16 protein-coding genes are annotated in these 18,653 nt (G+C 48.5%); 14 read left to right on the top strand and 2 right to left on the bottom strand.

What is annotated here, in order from left to right:
- Positions 1-41: 41 nt before the first annotated feature.
- The 7 genes from hydG (at position 42) to BUB68_RS04530 (ending at position 10,662) form a co-directional block, all read left to right on the top strand.
- Positions 42-1,490 carry a [FeFe] hydrogenase H-cluster radical SAM maturase HydG gene (hydG, locus tag BUB68_RS04560; protein WP_073088601.1) on the top strand — a complete coding sequence of 483 codons (1,449 nt, stop codon included), beginning with the start codon at positions 42-44 and terminating at the stop codon, positions 1,488-1,490.
- 115 nt (positions 1,491-1,605) lie between these two features.
- Positions 1,606-5,331: an N-6 DNA methylase gene (locus BUB68_RS04555; protein WP_073088600.1), complete on the top strand. Its 3,726-nt coding sequence runs from the start codon at positions 1,606-1,608 to the stop codon at positions 5,329-5,331.
- Between the two features lie 19 nt (positions 5,332-5,350).
- Positions 5,351-6,421 carry an AAA family ATPase gene (locus tag BUB68_RS04550; RefSeq protein ID WP_073088599.1) on the top strand — a complete coding sequence of 357 codons (1,071 nt, stop codon included), beginning with the start codon at positions 5,351-5,353 and terminating at the stop codon, positions 6,419-6,421.
- On the top strand, positions 6,418-7,200 hold the full coding sequence (locus BUB68_RS04545; RefSeq protein ID WP_073088598.1) for a DUF3226 domain-containing protein: 783 nt from the start codon (positions 6,418-6,420) through the stop codon (positions 7,198-7,200). The genes BUB68_RS04550 and BUB68_RS04545 overlap by 4 nt, the downstream gene beginning before the upstream one ends.
- A gap of 258 nt (positions 7,201-7,458) precedes the next feature.
- Positions 7,459-8,331 (top strand): ROK family protein, encoded by an 873-nt coding sequence (locus BUB68_RS04540; protein ID WP_073088597.1) that lies wholly within the window; start codon positions 7,459-7,461, stop codon positions 8,329-8,331.
- Between the two features lie 219 nt (positions 8,332-8,550).
- Positions 8,551-9,864 (top strand): phosphomethylpyrimidine synthase ThiC, encoded by a 1,314-nt coding sequence (gene thiC, locus BUB68_RS04535; protein WP_073088596.1) that lies wholly within the window; start codon positions 8,551-8,553, stop codon positions 9,862-9,864.
- 120 nt (positions 9,865-9,984) lie between these two features.
- Positions 9,985-10,662: a hypothetical protein gene (locus tag BUB68_RS04530; RefSeq protein WP_073088595.1), complete on the top strand. Its 678-nt coding sequence runs from the start codon at positions 9,985-9,987 to the stop codon at positions 10,660-10,662.
- 36 nt (positions 10,663-10,698) lie between these two features.
- On the opposite strand, the gene BUB68_RS04525 is transcribed toward BUB68_RS04530, so the two are convergent.
- Both BUB68_RS04525 and BUB68_RS04520 read right to left on the bottom strand, forming a co-directional pair.
- Positions 10,699-11,088 (bottom strand): P-II family nitrogen regulator, encoded by a 390-nt coding sequence (locus tag BUB68_RS04525; protein ID WP_073088594.1) that lies wholly within the window; start codon positions 11,086-11,088, stop codon positions 10,699-10,701.
- Positions 11,085-12,398, bottom strand: coding sequence for an ammonium transporter (locus tag BUB68_RS04520; RefSeq protein WP_143188083.1), 1,314 nt, complete (start codon positions 12,396-12,398; stop codon positions 11,085-11,087). The genes BUB68_RS04525 and BUB68_RS04520 overlap by 4 nt, the downstream gene beginning before the upstream one ends.
- Before the next feature lie 380 nt (positions 12,399-12,778).
- On the opposite strand from BUB68_RS04520, the gene BUB68_RS04515 reads away from it, so the two are divergent.
- The 7 genes from BUB68_RS04515 (at position 12,779) to nagZ (ending at position 18,630) form a co-directional block, all read left to right on the top strand.
- Complete coding sequence (locus BUB68_RS04515; RefSeq protein ID WP_081371852.1) at positions 12,779-13,108, top strand: hypothetical protein; 330 nt, start codon at positions 12,779-12,781, stop codon at positions 13,106-13,108.
- 111 nt (positions 13,109-13,219) lie between these two features.
- Entirely contained in the window at positions 13,220-13,678 is a 459-nt protein-coding gene (locus BUB68_RS04510; protein ID WP_371914845.1) for a YaaR family protein, read from the top strand.
- Positions 13,679-13,695: 17 nt separating this feature from the next.
- Positions 13,696-14,694 carry a DNA polymerase III subunit delta' gene (gene holB, locus BUB68_RS04505; protein WP_073088591.1) on the top strand — a complete coding sequence of 333 codons (999 nt, stop codon included), beginning with the start codon at positions 13,696-13,698 and terminating at the stop codon, positions 14,692-14,694.
- 44 nt (positions 14,695-14,738) lie between these two features.
- Complete coding sequence (locus BUB68_RS04500; RefSeq protein ID WP_073088590.1) at positions 14,739-15,854, top strand: PSP1 domain-containing protein; 1,116 nt, start codon at positions 14,739-14,741, stop codon at positions 15,852-15,854.
- On the top strand, positions 15,854-16,591 hold the full coding sequence (locus BUB68_RS04495; protein WP_073088589.1) for a tRNA1(Val) (adenine(37)-N6)-methyltransferase: 738 nt from the start codon (positions 15,854-15,856) through the stop codon (positions 16,589-16,591). Before BUB68_RS04500 ends, BUB68_RS04495 begins: the two co-directional genes overlap by 1 nt.
- Positions 16,592-16,649: 58 nt before the next feature.
- The gene (rsmI, locus tag BUB68_RS04490) at positions 16,650-17,498 is read left to right on the top strand and encodes a 16S rRNA (cytidine(1402)-2'-O)-methyltransferase (protein ID WP_073088649.1); all 849 of its coding nucleotides are present in this window, start codon (positions 16,650-16,652) and stop codon (positions 17,496-17,498) included.
- Positions 17,499-17,511: 13 nt separating this feature from the next.
- Positions 17,512-18,630, top strand: coding sequence for a beta-N-acetylhexosaminidase (nagZ, locus tag BUB68_RS04485; RefSeq protein ID WP_178139462.1), 1,119 nt, complete (start codon positions 17,512-17,514; stop codon positions 18,628-18,630).
- Positions 18,631-18,653 lie beyond the last annotated feature (23 nt).

Raw genomic sequence — 18,653 nt, 5'->3', positions numbered from 1 at the left:
AATAATAAGTGGAGAGCTATTCTGAAAGGAAGATGACCACTATGTATGAATACAATCCCCGTTCTTTACGTGCAGAAGAGTTTATCAATGATGCGGAGATCCAGGAGACACTGGCTTACGCAGAGGCGAATAAAGAAAATTATGAACTGATTGATGAGATCATGGAGAAGGCCCGCCCAGTGAAGAAGGGCAACGGCTATGTGTGCCGTGGCCTCAGTCACAGGGAGGCTTCGGTACTGCTGGCCTGTGAGAATCCGGAGAAGGTTGCCCGGATGTATGAGATTGCCGAGGAAATCAAACAGGCCTTCTATGGTAATCGCATTGTACTGTTTGCACCGCTTTATCTGTCCAATTACTGCGTGAATGGCTGTGTCTACTGTCCTTATCATGGGCAGAACAAGCATATCCCGCGCAAGAAGCTCACGCAGGAGGAAGTGAAGGCTGAGGTTATCGCCCTGCAGGATATGGGGCATAAGCGCTTGGCGATTGAGGCCGGGGAGGATCCCGTCAACAATCCCATCGAGTATATCCTGGATTGTATTCATACCATCTACAGCATCAAGCATAAGAACGGCGCCATCCGCCGCGTCAATGTCAATATCGCTGCGACCACGGTGGAGAACTACCGCAAGCTCAAGGAAGCGGGTATCGGCACCTATATCCTCTTTCAGGAAACCTATAACAAGGAAAGCTATGGCCGCCTGCATCCTACGGGGCCGAAGCATGATTACGCCTATCATACCGAAGCGATGGACCGCGCCATGGAAGGCGGCATTGATGATGTGGGCATTGGTGTGCTCTTTGGCCTTGATGGTTATAAATATGAATTCGCAGGCATGCTGATGCACGCCGAACATCTCGAAGCTGTGCATGGTGTCGGCCCGCATACGATTTCCGTGCCGCGGGTGAAAAAGGCGGATGATATCGATCCCGAGGCCTTTGATAATTCCATCAGTGATGAGATATTCACCAAGATTGCGGCCTGCATCCGTCTGGCGGTGCCTTATACCGGCATGATCATCTCGACCAGAGAGTCTGAACAGGTGCGGGAGAAGATGCTGCAGGTGGGCATCAGCCAGGTCAGCGGTGCCAGCCGTACCAGTGTGGGCGGTTATACGGAAGAAGAACGCCCCACCGATACAGAACAGTTCAATGTATCGGACCAGAGAACCTTGGATGAGGTCATCAAATGGCTGATGGAAACGGGGCATATCCCTTCCTTCTGCACAGCCTGCTATCGGGAGGGACGTACCGGTGACCGGTTCATGAGCCTTTGCAAGAGCGGCCAGATCGTCAACTGCTGCACGCCTAACGCTCTGATGACGCTGACGGAATATCTCACGGATTATGCCAGTGAGGAAACGAAAGCATTGGGCTATAAGCTCATAGATGAAGAGCTGAAGAAAATACCGAAAGAAAAAGTAAGAGAGATTGCCGCTGAACATATCGAGGCTATCAAACATTCAGATAAACGGGATTTCCGGTTTTAACGATATCTAGGGCTGACCAGTCACTTTTTGATTGGTCAGTCTGTTTTGTTTGGTTAATTTTCCTGTTTGCGGTATAATTAAAGGGACATTTTTGCAAAAAGGCATTGGAGGATCAATGATAACTGTTAAAAATTTTGTGGCGGCATTAAAATATATGCAATTTATAGAAAGCGATGGCGGGTATGCAAAATATTTCCCGGAGTATGACGATTATCTGAAAGTGGATTGGGAAAATAGAAAGCTGATTTACCCGGAGAAGATAAAGGGGCGGGAACGTAACGCTTATTTTGATGAGGCCCATAAGGAAAATATGGTGGTCTTCGAGTGTGTGAATCGTTTGTTGGATAAGGGGTATCGCCCAGAGCACATCGAGCTGGAAAAGGAATGGCACTTAGGGCATGACGCTAAAAGCGGCCGAGCTGATATATGTGTGACCGGAGCTGACGGAAAGATGCTCTTTATCATTGAGTGCAAGACAGCGGGCCGGGAGTATGATAACGAACTGCGCCAAACACAGATTGATGGAGGTCAGCTTATCTCATACTGGAAGCAGGAAGATGCCTGTCAATGGCTTTTGCTGTATGCTTCTGATTGGGAAGATAATCGGATTACCTATCGAACAGACAGCATCTCTTGTAATGACGATAGTAATATGCGGATTGCGCAAAAACAGGACAGTTCCATAAAACTTTATGACGATGCACATACTGTGGAGGAGCTTTTTGCTGTTTGGGATGAAACTTATGAGAAACGCTTGTTTGGCGATGTGGTCTTCCGTGATGATACTGTGGCCTATGAGATTGGGGCCAAACCCTTGCGGAAGAAAGATTTGCGGGATTTCAGCGAAAATGACAAAATTGTAAACCGCTTTGAGGAAATCTTGCGTCACAACAATGTGTCGGATAAGGAAAATGCTTTTAATCGTCTGATTGCCCTCTTTATCTGCAAGCTGGTGGATGAAATTCAAAAAGATGAAGATGATGAGGTGGAATTTCAGTACAAGGTAGGTACGGACACCTATGAAAATCTCCAGGACAGGTTACAGCGCTTGCATCGTGACGGCATGGAGAAATTCATGCGGGAACAGATTTTCTATGTAGCAGATGACTATGCTGAAAATTTAATCCAGCAATATACGGGGCAGAAAAGAAACAAGCTGATAGCGGAACTGAAGAAGACTTTGCGTAGTTTGAAATTTTATACCAACAATGATTTTGCCTTCAAAGATGTGCATAATGAAGAGCTGTTTTATCAGAACGGTAAAATACTGGTGGAAGTGGTACAACTCTTTGAAGAATATCGTATTATAGGTTCTCGTGACCTGCAGACACTGGGGGATCTTTTTGAGCAACTTTTGAGCAAGGGTTTCAAGCAAAATGAGGGGCAGTTTTTTACACCTATGCCAATTACTCGTTTTGTATGGGACAGTTTGCCTTTAAGCGAGATATTGCGGAAAAAAGAGCAGGAATATCCCAAAATCATTGATTATGCCTGTGGAGCTGGGCACTTTCTTACCCAGGGGTATGAGGCGGTAAATGCCCTAGTGCAAAAAGATGAACATGCTTGGGTGAGCGAAAAATTGTATGGTGTAGAGAAAGATTACCGTTTGGCTAGAGTGTCCAAAATCTCCCTCTTTATGCATGGGGCTGGCGCTGGCAACATTGTATTTGGCGATGGTTTGGAAAATTACGTGGATAAAAATATCCGTCCGCATAGTTTCGATATTTTAGTGGCCAATCCACCCTATTCGGTGGCGGCTTTTAAGCCGCATTTGAAATTGAAGGACAATGATTTTACCATTCTGGCCAAGATAAGCAACAATGGTTCGGAGATAGAAACGCTTTTTGTGGAGCGCATTGCCCAGCTGTTAAAGCCCCAAGGGGTAGCGGCTGTGATTCTGCCCAGTAGTATTCTAAACAAGGAAAGCGAGAGCTTTATTGCTGCTCGTGAATCCCTGTTGCAAAATTTCTGTCTGCGCGCTATTGTTAAGTTGGGGAGCAAGACTTTTGGCGCAACAGGGACGAATACGGTTATTATGTTCCTCGAAAAGTTTGTAGAGCCACCGAAAAAGATTGATCTTTGTGAGGACAGCGTACAAGCTATACTAACTGCGCAGAGCTTGGAGGATTGGGAAGATAAGGATATTCTGGCAGCATATTTGGATAAAATTCAAGTAGAGAGGAACATTTACGGCGAATTTGTAACCCGGCAACGTAACTTCAATGGTTGGGCAGATGTACCTTATATAGATGCCTATACCAAAGCGTTCCTGTCCTCAGCAGAATACAGTGCCAAGGTCAAGCAAAAGGGCTATCAGGCCAAGAGCGAGAAAGAAAAACTGGAGTGGTGCAATGTCGCTTTCTATGAATTTGCTATCGGCAAAGAAGCGGAAAAGCTCCTGTATTTTTCCTTGGCTTATGGACAGACCACATTAATTATTACAGCCCCGGACGACAACAAGGGACAGGAAAAATTCCTAGGCTATGGCTGGAGCAATCGGAAAGGGCAGGAAGGCATACAAATCAAAAAGCTGGGAGGACTGCTGTATAATCCGCAGGACAGGCAAGCCGCAGACACATTGGCAGCCGTGGTTCGTGCGTCCTTTGGAACGCAGGAGGAACCGACTGGTGACTTGGGTGAATACTATCATTACATGGCTACAACGGATATGCTGGATTTTGGCGGCGTGAATTTCAACAAGGCCATCAAAACCACAAAAGTGCGTCATCAGGTGATAAAGGAAGGCATGACGGCTTACAAGCTGGACGGTAAGGAGTTTTCTGTCAGCATTGGCAATCGTGTAGTGGCCTCAGAGATTGAAGAAGATGGCGAATATCCTGTTTATAGTGCTAATGTCTTTGAGGAATTTGGTCGTATCAATAGGCAAAACTTGACAGATTTCAGCCAGCCTTCGGTTATCTGGGGCATTGATGGGGATTGGATGGTCAATTATCTGCCGGAAAATTATCCGTTCTATCCTACCGACCATTGCGGCGTAATTCGGGTAAATACGGATAAGATATTGCCGAAATACCTGGCCCTGGCTTTGCAGGTAGAGGGCGAATACGAAAGATTCTCTCGCAGCAACCGGGCATCTACGGCAAGAATAAAGAGCTTGACTGTACAAATTCCCAGCGTTGCTGTGCAAAGCAAAGTGGTGGAGGAAATCGAAGTCATCGATTCGCAGGTGACGAATCTGGAGCAGGATATAAAAAAATGTGACGATGATATTAAATCACGGTTTATCGAGATACTTGGAAGTAGTGAATATCCTATTGTTAAGATTGAAGAAGTTTGTTCGGATATTGTAGATTGCCCACATACAACTCCTAAATATCAAGGAGAACTTGTATATCCAGCTATACGAACTAATGAAATAAAATTAGGGGGGATAGACTGGTCAACCATGAAATATGTTTCGAAAGATGAATATATAGAACGAATCAAACGTCTCAAGCCTATGCCAGGCGATATTGTATACGGTCGTGAGGGAACGTATGGTAATGCTGCTATATTGCCAAGAGGATATAATTTCTGTTTAGGACAAAGGGTGATGTTGTTTAGAGCCAATCCTTGTATGTGTTGTCCAGAGTATCTACTGTATGCTCTTATATCAGATGACGTCAAACATCAGGCCGATAGTAAAAACACAGGGGCTACTGTTCCACACGTAAATGTTGCTGATGCAAAGAAATTTACGATTACATTGCCACCAATAGACCTTCAAAACCAATTCGCCGACTTTGTAGCCCAGGCCGACAAATCGAAAAATGCTGCTCAAGCTCGAATTCTCAAGCTAAAGCAGGAAAAGGAAGCGGCAATCCAAAAATATTTCAAATGAAGGGAGACAAATTGTTTTTATGGAGAAACAACTTATATTGAACGGAATGAACATCCATCATTTCAGAGGGATAAATGAATTAGAAATAAATGATTTATCCTTTGTAAATGTGCTTGCTGGCCCTAATAATTGTGGGAAAACAAGTGCGCTAGAAGCAATTCGTATCCTATCCAACCCCAGCGACATTGGACAATTGATTAGCCTTTCGGCCATAAGAGTTAGCGTATCGCCAGAGGCTAGAAAGAAAAATATTGTTCAATATGTTTTAAGTGTTTTTCAAAAAGATACAGAATCAGATGAAGCAAGTGCATCATATCGTATTAAAATCGGAGCTAACATAAAAAATATAAGATATCTTTATGAAGCCGGTGGTACTGTTGGAAAAATAACGAATACATCAGGTGAACCGCAAACAATGATGGATTTATCTGTAAAGATATCAAATACTTCCAGTAAAAAACCAAAATATAAATATGATAAAATCATAAATAATACAGATACGCTATTCACAGCTGATGAAAATGATTTATATCATGTAACGTATGTGTTTTCTGGTATAAATTACTATCGCACCACGGCGAATGCTATAAAAGATTATATTATAAATAATGGTAAAGAAGAATTGATAGAAATTATTAAACCATTTGATGATACCATTATGGATATTAGTATCATAGATGAGGATATTTACTTACATAGTACAATAAGAGGAGTGCTTCCGTTATTTTCGTATGGTGCGGGAATGCAAAAAGCTCTTTGCTTGGCTGTGGAAATTGCAAATTGTAAAAATGGTATCATACTGGTAGACGAAATTGATAATGCAATACATGTTTCGGCATTTAGAGATGTATTCTATTGGTTCTTGAACGCTTGCAGGAAATATCATGTACAGGCATTTATTACTACGCATAGTGCAGAAGCTTTAGATGCGATTTTATCTATTGCACATAGCCATTTCTCACAGGATGATTTATTACGTGTCATTACCTTGAGGAAAGATAATGCTTCGCAAATCACGAGAAGCAAGATACGAACTGGGGAAGAAGCATATAACGACCGAGAAGATTATGAATTGGAGCTGCGAATATGAAATCCGTTATATTATGTGAAGGTCAGGATGACCTTTGGTTTATTTCCTATTTTCTGCATAAAATCGATGGATGGATGATGGACAATGGTAAATCCTTGTGGACAAGTTATAAGATTCCGGAAAACAAATCTGGTCGCAAGGTAATTTATATGAAAAAAGATAATGATGGTGTTGCTATATGGAGTGTAGGCGGAAAGGATAGTTTTGCAGAACCTTTACATATAATAATCGATAAATTTGTAAAGGAAATACCATCAGCATCTCCGGAATCTGTTGTTATTGTACGTGATAGAGATAATGACGATGAGAAAGAAATATTGGCTGGTATGGCTGAAAATATAATAGATGGTTTGTCACTTCAAAATAATACTTCAACTATGTGTAATATAGAATGCCCCAATGGAGAAATAGCATCTACAAAAATTACGCCAGTGATATTTCCTTTTTATGAACAGGGTGCAATAGAAACACTTTTAATGAATGCAGTTAAAGAAAAAAACGAAAGTGGTAAAATAATTTATGAAGAAGCGCAAAAGTACGTTTCACTTCTTGAAAACAATGACGATGTTCGGAAAAATTATCTAAAGAGCACTAGATTGGTACTTAAAGCAAAATATTCTTCTATGATTGCGATTACAAATCCCGATCATTCCACAGGGCTTTTTAAGGATATGATGCTATCGACTCCTTGGGAAAAATCTGCTTATGTGCAAAAACATTTCAATGTTATATTGAAAGCAATTACACCACTAAAAGCGCATGCTAATATTACAAAATAACCCTGGTCATTGCTGATGAGGAGTATAGCTGCCAGATGCCCGAGGCCATCGATTGGAAAATTTAATGGCATCAGCAAAGTGTGTATGGGGCTGTGCATAAGATTTCTCATTCATGCAATAGCTTCTTTATTGTGGCGTGGTTTCAATTTTTTGGGAAGCAGGCGGAAAAATCTGTAACAATGTATCGGAATTGTTTCGGCATGCTGTCCTGTCGCGTTTTAATTGATACAATAAGAATCAAGAAGGAGCGTGACGGAAATGAATTATCTGGCTTATGATGTGGGCGGTAGCAGTGTGAAATATGCGTTGGTGGATGAGCAGGGCAAACTGTCAGGCAAGGGCGGTTTTGTGACACCGGGGACGCTGGAGGAGTTCTATGCTGAAGTGGTCGAGGCCTGTCAGCAATTGGGCAAAGGCCGGGACCTTACCGGGGCCGGATTCAGCATGCCAGGGGCGGTGGATGACGAAAGCGGTGTGATTGGCGGCAGCAGTGCGCTGGATTATATCCATGATTTCCCCATCAAGCAGGCATTGGCAGCAAAGCTGGGACTGCCGGTAAGCATGGAAAACGATGCCAATTGCGCGGCGCTGGGTGAAGCCTGGACTGGTGCTGGACGCGATTATGACTCTCTGGCTTATTTCGTCATAGGCACTGGTGTGGGCGGTGCTGTGGTGCATGACAAGAAAGTCGTTCGTGGCCCGCATCAGCATGGCGGGGAATTTGGCTATATGGTGATGAATGATGATTACGATATTCTGAGTGAAGTGGGTTCCACCGGCGGGCTTTGCCGCCAGCTGGCCATGCTCCGCAATGTGCCGGAGGATACCTATGATGGCCGCATGGTCTATGAAATGGCAGCGCAGGGAGAGGAAGATGCACAGCGGCTCATTGACAATATGTATGAGTATCTGGCCAGGGCCGTTTACAATATCCAGTATACCTATGACCCGGAGGCCATTCTCTTCGGCGGTGCTATCAGTTCCCGTCCGGATTTCATCCCTGCCATCGATCAGCGGCTGCAGAAAATCCTGGCAAAGGTCGGTGTAGCCCGGGTGGTGCCGAAACTGTTGCCTTGCCAACATGGCAATGATGCCAATCTTTTGGGCGCGGTGGCAAACTTCTGTTGCTGAACTATTGTATTTCCCTCGCAAACCTGCTAGAATAAATGCAGATTTCCCCCGTGGGATAACCAAAAATGAATAGAATGGGAGCTCGCAGACGGGCTGAGAGGAAACTGTGCGTTTCGACCGAACCTGATTTGGATAATGCCAACGTAGGGAAAGATGATAGATAGTGGATGGACTTTATTCAAAGTTCATCCACATTTTTATTATGCAGGAGGTTATCAGATGAACATTAATTACACAACCCAGATGGATGCAGCCCGCAAGGGAATCACGACACGGGAGATGGAAATCGTGGCGCAGAAGGAAAGGATGGATCCGGAAAAACTGCGTCAGCTGGTGGCCGAAGGCAAGGTGGCCATCTGTGCCAACAAGAAGCATAAGGCTTTGGATCCTGAGGGCGTGGGCAGCATGCTGCGGACGAAAATCAATGTGAATCTGGGTGTTTCACGGGATTGCAAGGATTATGATCTGGAGATGCAGAAGGTCATGAGTGCTGTGGACTTGGGGGCAGAATCCATCATGGATCTGTCCAGTCATGGCAACACCCAGCCGTTCCGGCAGAAGCTCGTGGCCGAATGTCCCGCGATGATTGGCACGGTGCCCATCTATGACAGCGTGATCCACTATCAGCGTGATTTGGCGGAGCTTACGGCACAGGATTTCCTCGATGTGATTCGTCTGCACGCTGAGGATGGCGTGGATTTCGTGACGTTGCATTGTGGCATTACCCGGGATACCGTGCGGCAGATTCGCGGCCAGTCCCGGAAGATGAATATCGTGAGCCGGGGCGGCAGTCTGGTGTTCGCCTGGATGAGCATGACCGGGGAGGAAAATCCCTTCTATGAATATTTTGATGAAATCCTGGATATCTGTGCGGAATATGATGTGACGATTTCGCTGGGGGATGCCTGCCGTCCCGGGTGTCTGGCGGATGCCACCGATAACTGTCAGATTGATGAGCTTTCCCGCCTTGGTGAACTGGTGGAGCGCGCCTGGAAACGCAATGTGCAGGTGATGGTGGAAGGACCGGGTCATGTACCCCTCAATCAGATTGCGGCCAATATGGAAATCCAGAAGACGCTTTGCCACGGTGCTCCGTTCTATGTGCTGGGGCCATTGGTCACGGATATCGCTCCGGGCTATGACCATATCACGGCAGCTATCGGCGGGGCGGTGGCTGCCATGCATGGCGCGGCCTTCCTTTGTTATGTGACGCCGGCAGAGCATCTGGCTTTGCCGAATCTGGAAGACGTGCGGCAGGGAATCATTGCCAGCAAGATTGCCGCCCATGCCGCTGATATTGCCAAGGGCCTGCCCGGTGCCCGGGAACAGGATGATAAGATGGCTGCGGCCCGCCGGGAACTCAACTGGGAAAAACAGTTTGCCTGTGCCCTGGACAAGGAAACTGCGCAAGCCATCCGCACGAGCCGCATGCCGGAGGATGGCCATAGCGAGACCTGCAGCATGTGTGGCAAGTTCTGTGCCGTCCGCAGCATGAACAAGGCATTGAACCACGAGTATATTGACATCCTGTGACACGATATCGCGTTTGTCTTCAGGTTGTTTTCATAGTCAATCATCATATTTTCATTTACATTTGTTATACTTCATCTTGTTCAAAGGTTAGCGTAAAGCAAGACTGGAGGAAACAAGATTATGAATCAGATGAAGAAAATCAGTAAGAATATAAGTAGCAATATCATGAAAAATATACGCTTGCAGCAGATGCGGGCATCCCTGACCAAAATCACGGCTGTGGTGGCAGTGACCATGACCGTGCTGGCTCAGAGCCTGATCGCCGAAGCGCAGGCAGCAGAGCCGGATGTCACCCGGGATATGCGTGCGCTGGAACAAAAGGGCGTTTATCTGACCGGTCTCACGAACCGCATCAAGGCCGAGGACAGCCTGATGCAGAAAATCCTGACCGATGCAGTGAAGGATAATGTGGATTTGGGGCAGGCCGCTGATGGTATCAGCGATGTACTGCGCTATACTTTGGTGATAAAAGAACAGGACTACAGTCGGCGCGTGCCGGAAGCCATGGAAAAGTTGACGGCCAGCGGTTACGAAGTGCTGAAATTCCGCAATGCCTGGGGCGGCAAGTTCTATCAGGGCATCAATGTGCAGCTGCTGAGTCCTGCCGGGGTAAAGACGGAACTGCAGTTCCATACCCCGCAGTCCTATGCCATCAAGCAGGCTTCACATGGTGTCTACGAAATCCGCCGCAATCCCGAAGCGACTCCGGAAGAGGTGGCCGATGCTACGGCCAAGAGTATTGCCTACAATGCGCAGGTGAAAGTGCCGACAGGGGCAAAGAATATCATATGGGCATAAGAAAAGGAGCGGTCTTGGAAGACCGCTCCTTTATGATCAGGCACTAGCCTGTTCTTTGGCTTCGCCGGGAATATCCCGGATGGCATCATCACCGTGCTGGCCGGTGCGGATGCGGACCGCATCGGACAGCTCGGTGACGAAGATCTTGCCGTCACCGAAGTGGCCGGTGCGCAGGACGCGCTCGCAGGTGTCGAGCACCTTATCTACAGGAATTTCGGAAACGACGGTTTCCACCTTTATCTTGGGGACAAGCTTGACATCGTATGTCTTGCCGCGGTAGACTTCCTGATGTCCCTTGGACAGACCGCAGCCGAATACCTGGCTGACGGTGATGCCCAAGACGCCTATTTTGTTCAAAGCCCGCAGCAGGTCGTCTAATTTCGTGGAACGGGTGATGATTTCGATTTTTGTCAGCATGGCGCTCATCCTTTCTCTGCCATATTCATCTGCATTACGGTGTTGGCCAGCATTTCGCTGGAGGTCTCAAAGGAACCGAGGAGCGGGCTGGAGGTCAGTACACCACGGGTATAGCCGCGTTCGCCGTGTTCGACGATATCGAGGCCTGTGAGTTCTTCGGCTTCATCAGCACGGGTTTCCATAAAGTAGTGCACGAGCTGATAGAGGACGAAGGAACCGGCAATGGCCAGAGCGTAAGCCACAACGATGGAGATGAGCTGAGCGATGAAGAGATGAGTGTCACCATAGAAGAGGCCGTTGGCACCGTCCGGATTGACTTCCGTGGTGGCCCAGAGGCCCGTGGCGATGGCACCCCAGGTGCCACCGATGCCATGAACGCCGAAGGCGTCAAGGGAATCATCATAACCGAGTTTTTCTTTGAGGACAGCAACGGCGAAGTAGCAGACAACGCCGCCAATCAGACCAATCAGCACGGCAGGCATCGGCGTGACGAAACCGGCAGCCGGGGTGATGGCCACAAGACCAGCCACACAGCCGGAAACAGCACCGAGGATGGTGGGCTTGCCGTTGAGTTTCCATTCAGTCAGTACCCAGGAAACAGCAGCGGCAGCGGCAGCGGCCTGCGTGGTAACGAAAGCATTGGCAGCCAAAGCGTTGGCGCCAAGAGCGCTGCCGGCATTGAAGCCGAACCAGCCGAACCAGAGGAGAGTAGCACCGAGAACCGTCATGGGAAGATTATGGGGCAGCATGGCCGTATGCTGATAGCCATGGCGTTTGCCAAGAAGCAGGCAGATGGTAAGGCCCGATACACCGGAGAGGATGTGGATGACGAGGCCGCCGGCAAAATCCAGGGCACCGAGCTCGGCCAGGAAACCGCCGCCCCATACCCAATGTGCCATGGGATTATAGATGAAGATGGCCCAGAGCAGGATGAAGACCGCAAAGGCGGCAAATTTCATGCGTTCGGCAAAGGCACCAGTGATAAGGGCTGGCGTCAGCGCGGCGAACATGCACTGGAAGGCTACGAAAGCCAGTTCCGGAATGGTGCTGCCTTCCAGCACCTGCAGTCCGACGCCGGCAAGACCGAGTTTGTCGAGGCTGCCGATGAAGCCGTTGACGTCAGGGCCAAAGGCCATGGTATAGCCCAGAACGATGAATTCCACAGAAACCATCGCCAGCACAAAGAAACTCTGCATAATGGTGGTGAGCACGTTCTTGCTGCGCACCATGCCTCCATAGAAGAAGGCCAGACCGGGAGTCATGATGAAGACCAGGGCGGCACTAATGAGTACCCAGGCCGTATCGCCAGTATCAATCATAATAAAACATCCTTTCCCTAGTTGCGATTGCATTTTGAAACATTTTGCATCTGGATAAGTCCTGCAAACAGAAAGCGTCCATAGCGCAGGGAGAGTTCTGCACTATGGACGCCATTGTCCTGAAAACATAAAAGTCCCAAAGTATCCGGTACCTGATACTCTGGGACTACGTTGTCCTGTTTGCTTATGAGGCCATTATATAGGGCAAAGGCTGTCTTGTCAATGGGCAAAATCTATGTATACAAAATATTCATCCGGGACAAATGGTAGGGAACAGCTATCCTTTTTAATCAAATTCTAATCAAATTCTAATGACAATCATAGATTTTTGCGGTATATTAACCCCATAAATGTGAATTTAGGATGAAGGGGTAGATAAAATGTTTATGGAAAAGCGTAAGAAAGTTGTAGCTTTGGCTTTGGCTGGTGTGATGAGCTTTGGCTTTGCTGGTGTGGCTATGTCCTCTGTAACGGAAGCTGCTGCCAAGCCGGCTTTTTCGGATGGCACGCACAATAAGTACAGCCATGAACTGAAAGAGGAAGACCGCATTCATGAGCAGAATGTTCGTGCCTTGAAGTATAAGAAGCGCAAGGGTGAGATTTCCGAAAAGGAATATGAAAAGGCAATCAAAAAAGAACAGAAGCGCCATGACCGTGTTGTGCGCAATGTAAAAGCTGATTACGAGAAGCATAAGTATCGCCATAACTGATTGGTGAGATAAGCAGACCGTCTCCTTTTTTGGAGGCGGCTTTTTGTTGCATATTCATCCTTTAGACGTTATAATTTATTATAGCTAAGTGTGAGAAAAGCGAAGCGGGTGATGAATATGCCATTGAAAGTTGATGTCCGTACTACTCAGGAAACAACCTTTACACGTTCTGTGGGGCGTGATGACCGGGTGGAAGGCGGCGACACGGAATTCAGCATGGAGCTTTTAGAGCAGGAAGACAGCCTCTCTGGTGAGCAATTGGATAAGCTGTTGAAGCAGATTGACGAGCAAGGAGCACGGCTGTCTAAGACACCTACTTATGATGAGTTGAAATCCTATCGTACGCTGATCAAAAACTTTGTGGGAGAAGCTGTAAATCGCATGTATGCCCTGCACAGTCAGGCGGGATGGGATCGTATGGGGCGCCAGAAGGTTTATACCACCGTGCGTAAGGTGGATAAGAAACTGGAGGAAATGGCAGAGCGGATTCGTCTGGGACAGGCGGATCAGCTGAATATCATTGCCAGCCATGATGCCATCCGCGGGATGCTGGTGGATTTGTATATGTAGTTAGAGAGTTGTGAGCAGTGGAAGTTGATTGGGCAGCCATTACAGGGCATGGCAATGAAATACGGGAACTGAAGACGCTCCTTGCGGAAGGGCGGCTTCCTCATGCCTTGCTGTTTACGGGGAAAGCAGGAATCGGCAAAAAACTGGTTGGCCAGATTTTGGCGGCGGCAATCCTCTGTGGTCATGAAAATGCCCCCTGTGGTGTTTGTGATAATTGCCGGGCGATGGCGGCGGGCACCCATCCTGATTATTACGAGCTTTTGCCGGAGGTGCGGGGCAGATCCAACCGCATCATCCGGATTGAAGCCATCCGGGAGATGCAGACGGTGGTCTCCCGTTCCGCTGTGCAGGCTGGGCGGCGTGTGGTGCTCATAGATGATGCAGACACCATGAATGAACCGGCCGCGAATAGCCTCTTGAAGACTTTGGAGGAGCCGGAAGGGCAGGTGACATTCATTTTGCTTGCTCATGACCGCAGCAGCCTTCTGGATACCATTGTATCCCGCTGCATGCCGATGTCCTTTGGCACATTGACTGTGGAGGAGATGAAGGCAGAACTGTCCCGACGGCAGGTGCCCGGAAACCTGGTGGAGAAACTCGCGACTCTGGCTGATGGAAGTTTGGGGCAGGCTTTGCAACTAAGTGCCCGTGGCGGGTTGGAACTGCGGGATGATGCCTTGCGCTTCCTGGACCAGTTGCCGGAACTTACCATGACTCAGGTGTGGAAAGAGGCGGCTGCCATGGGCGAAATGGAGCAGGAAAAATTGAGTGAATGGGTGCAGTATTTCAATATGCTGCTCAGGGATATGCTGCTCCTTTATGCAGATGGTGCGAGTCCCCTCCTGTATAATGATGATTTACGGGCACAGCTGGCTGGAAGGCTGGCGCAGTTTTCGCCGGAACAGCTTTTTGCCATGCTGGCCGAAACCAGGGAAATCACACGCCGCCTGCAGGCCAATGTTAATCTGCGCCTGCAGCTGGAAGGCTTTTTTATTCGGTTGAAGGACTGTTGCTAGTGTTTGGCACTAGGGCAGATTAATATAGATATTAGGAGACTTTTATGCAGACAATTATCGGTGTCCGCTTCAAGAAGGCGGGCAAGATTTATTATTTTGCGCCGGGACATCTGGATATCAAGATCGGCGATCGGGTCATTGTGGAAACGGCCCGGGGGATGGAATGCGGTGAGACGGTGATTGGCCCCCGTGAAGAGAAAGATGAAAACATCACGCTGCCGCTGAAGGTAGTACACCGCATTGCCAATGATTCGGATATTCACCGTATCGCGGAAAACAAGGCGAAAGAGAAAGAGGCTTATGGAATCTGTGAGGAAAAGATTGCTGCTCATGGCCTGCCGATGAAGCTGGTGGAGGTGGAATACACCTTCGACATGAACAAGATCATTTTTTACTTTACTGCTGATGGGCGTATTGACTTCCGTGAGCTGGTGAAGGACTTGGCCGCAGTTTTCCGTACGCGTATTGAGCTGCGCCAGATCGGCGTTCGGGATGAAGCAAAGTTTATGGGGGGGATTGGTTGTTGCGGCCGGCCTTTGTGCTGTGCTTCTTTCCTGGGGGACTTTGAACCTGTATCCATCCGCATGGCCAAGGATCAGAACCTCTCCCTCAATCCTACGAAGATTTCCGGCATTTGCGGCCGCTTGATGTGCTGCCTGAAATATGAGAATGACTGTTATTGTGGTGGGGATTGTCCCCATCAGCAGAAGAAAATACAACCGCCGGCGCAGGGAAGCCGTGTCGTTTCCGTAGAGGGAGAGGGGAAGGTCATTTCCCTGAACCAGCAGCGCCGTTCCGCTACGATATTGCTGGATAATGGTCGTACCATTGTAGCCTCTTGGGAGGATGTCATTGAAAAGGACGAGGAAGAGACCAGTCTGGCTGCAACTTTGATGGCTGCATACGAAGAACAGGAAAAAGTGGCTGAAGGGATCATCGCTGAAGACTTTGGCCATGATAATTCCGGACAGGAAAAACGTCACGAGCGGCGTGAACGCCGGTCTTCCCGTGAAGGTCGTGACAATAACCACCGTTCGCATCGCGGCAATCGGGAAAACCGGGAGAATAAGGAAAACCGCCAGAGGAATTTCCGGGAGAATCGCCAGAAGAACAATGGCAAGCGCGATCGGCGCAATCGTGACAAGCGGGAGAAACATTGATGAGAGAAGTCGTTTTAGGCCCTTATGAACGGCTGGACGACTTAATGAAGAGCGGGCGGCATATCATCCAGAATACGCAGGAATTCTGCTTCTCACTGGATGCCGTGCTGCTGGCTCATTTTTTGTCGTTAAAATCTCGTCATAAGGTGTTGGAATTAGGAACGGGGACGGGGGTTATCCCCTTGATCATCGCTGATGAGGTGGCCAGAGTAGATGCGGTGGAACTGAATCCGGTCATGGCCCGGCTTGCTGCGCGCAATGTATGGCTTAATGAGCTGGAAGAAAAGATTTTTGTGCAGGAGGGCGATTACCGTTCCATCCGGGATCTGTATAAGGCAGAATCCTTTGATGTGGTACTGGCCAATCCTCCTTATCGGCCCGTGGGGGAGGGTCAGGCCAACAAACTCTCCGGTGTGGCCCGGGCCAGGCATGAGTTTACCGCTACTCTCAAGGATGTGGGCAGGGCTGCTCGTTATGCCTTGCGTTTCGGTGGTCATTTTGGCATGGTTCATCTGCCGGAGCGCCTGGGCGAGATCATCGTTACCCTTCATGAACATCAGATGGAAATAAAACGCTTGCAGATGGTGCAGCCAAAATGGGGCAAGGCCCCGAATATGATGCTGTTGGAAGCGGTGGTAGGGGCCAGCCCCGGGGGACTCAAAGTCCTGCCGCCGCTGATCGTGCATAATGACGATGGTACTTATACGGATGAGATCTTACAAATATATGGAATGTAGGAGCTGTCCCTTCAGGGGGAAGTGGTACGCAGCACCGAAAGGGGTATTATAAGCAATGATGACAAAAGAAACGATTCCTACTCTCTATCTTTGTGCCACACCTATTGGCAATTTGGAGGACATGACCTATCGTGCGGTGCGCATATTAGGTGAGGCTGACTTGATTGCTGCCGAGGATACCCGGCATACGCGGCAGCTTCTGACTCACTTTGATATCCATACAAAGCTGACCAGCTATCATGAACATAACAAATCAACGAAAGGGCCGGAACTGATCGCTTATATGCGGGAAGGGCATGACCTGGTCTGTGTCAGTGACGCAGGCTTGCCTGGTATCTGTGATCCGGGCAGCCAGCTGGTTCAGCTGGCTATTGAAGCTGGCTTTCGGATAACACCTCTGCCGGGGGCCAATGCCGGGCTGTCCGCGTTGATTTGCTCCGGCCTGGATACTACCCGTTTCACTTTTGTTGGCTTTTTGCCCAAAACGGGTAAAAAACAGCAGGAGGTGCTCAGCCAGGTAGCAAAATATCCTGATACATTGATCTTCTATGAGGCACCTCATCATCTGAAGGCAACCTTGAAGGCAATGCTGCAGGTGCTGGGAAACCGGAATGTGGCTTTGGGACGGGAATTGACCAAGAAATTTGAGGAATTCCAGCGGGGCAGCCTTATGGACATCATAGCCCATTATGAAGAAAACGATCCGCGGGGCGAATATGTGATCATTGTCGAAGGCTTTACAGGAGAAGCGGCAGAGGCGGAGACGGAATTGCCTCAGGACCCGAAAGCCTGCTGTGAGCATTTTATGGCTCAGGGGATGGAAAAGAAAGCCGCCATGCGGGAAGCTGCCAAGGCGTTGGGGCTCTCACGGCGGGATGTGTATCAGGCAATGTTAGCAGACGAATAGGCAGATGATAAACATGAAAAATTATGGTAAGTGTATGGTATTGGCATTCGTTATGATATTTACCTTGGCTGGCTGTAGCAAGGTAGATACGATGCAGGAGACACGCCAGCAGACATTTGATGAGCAGGTGGATGCTGTGGTGGAATCCATGACTTTGCCGGAGAAGGTTGGCCAGCTGGTGATGATTGGGATTCATGGTACGGAACTCAATGATGACAGCCGTTATATGCTGAACCAGTATCATATCGGTGGCGTGCTTCTCTTTGACCGCAACCTGCAGTCTGCTGAACAGACAACCAGGCTTACGGCAGAGTTGCAAGGGGAGGCACAAAAAGTCCCGCTTCTCATTGGTCTTGATGAAGAAGGGGGTACCGTGGTGCGTGGCAAGAGCTTTATCACTCCGCCGCCCTCTGCCCAGAGTTTGGGCACGGCCGGGGATAATACCCAGGCTGAGGCCTGGGCGCGCAGGACTGGTGAACAGCTGGCAAAGCTGGGGTTCAATGTGAATTTTGCTCCGGTGGCTGATGTCGGTGACAGTTCGAGAGATTTCAGCCGGGACCCGCAGGTGGTGAAAAAGTTTGTAGCTGCGGCTGCTCAGGGATATGAGTCTGCGCATATGATATATACATTGAAGCATTTCCCGGGAATCGGGAAAGGGCAGGTGGATTCACATATCGATAGGTCCAATATCATCGCTACCAAACAGCAGTTGGCAGAGGAAGATCTATTGCCCTTTAAGGAAATCATTAGCCAGCATGATACGGAAGATTTCATGGTGCTGATGTCGCACCTCATATATCCGGAGATTGATGCCAGCAATCCGGCCAGCTTGTCCCCTGAGATACAGACCAAGCTTTTACGTCAGGAAATGGGCTTCAACGGCGTGATCATCACGGATGATCTGGAGATGGGAGCTGTGTCCAAGTATGGCGATTTCCGACAGCTGGGCGTGCAGGCGGTACTGGCAGGTGCGGATATCGTGCTTGTGTGCCATGAATATCCCCATGAAACCGATGTGTATCTGGGGCTGTTGGAAGCGGCGGAAAAGGGTACGATCAGCCAGGAACGGCTCAATGAATCGGTGAAGCGTATTGTCAGGATGAAATTATTGCGCGGCAATTCCCCGCGCTGACAATAGTAAAAAGGTCATCCCCG

This window comes from Pseudoselenomonas ruminantium, from assembly GCF_900142515.1.
Classification (GTDB): domain Bacteria; phylum Bacillota; class Negativicutes; order Selenomonadales; family Selenomonadaceae; genus Selenomonas_A; species Selenomonas_A ruminantium_D.
Note: the sequence above shows the minus strand (reverse complement) of the source record. Positions and strands in the feature narration are given on the sequence as shown.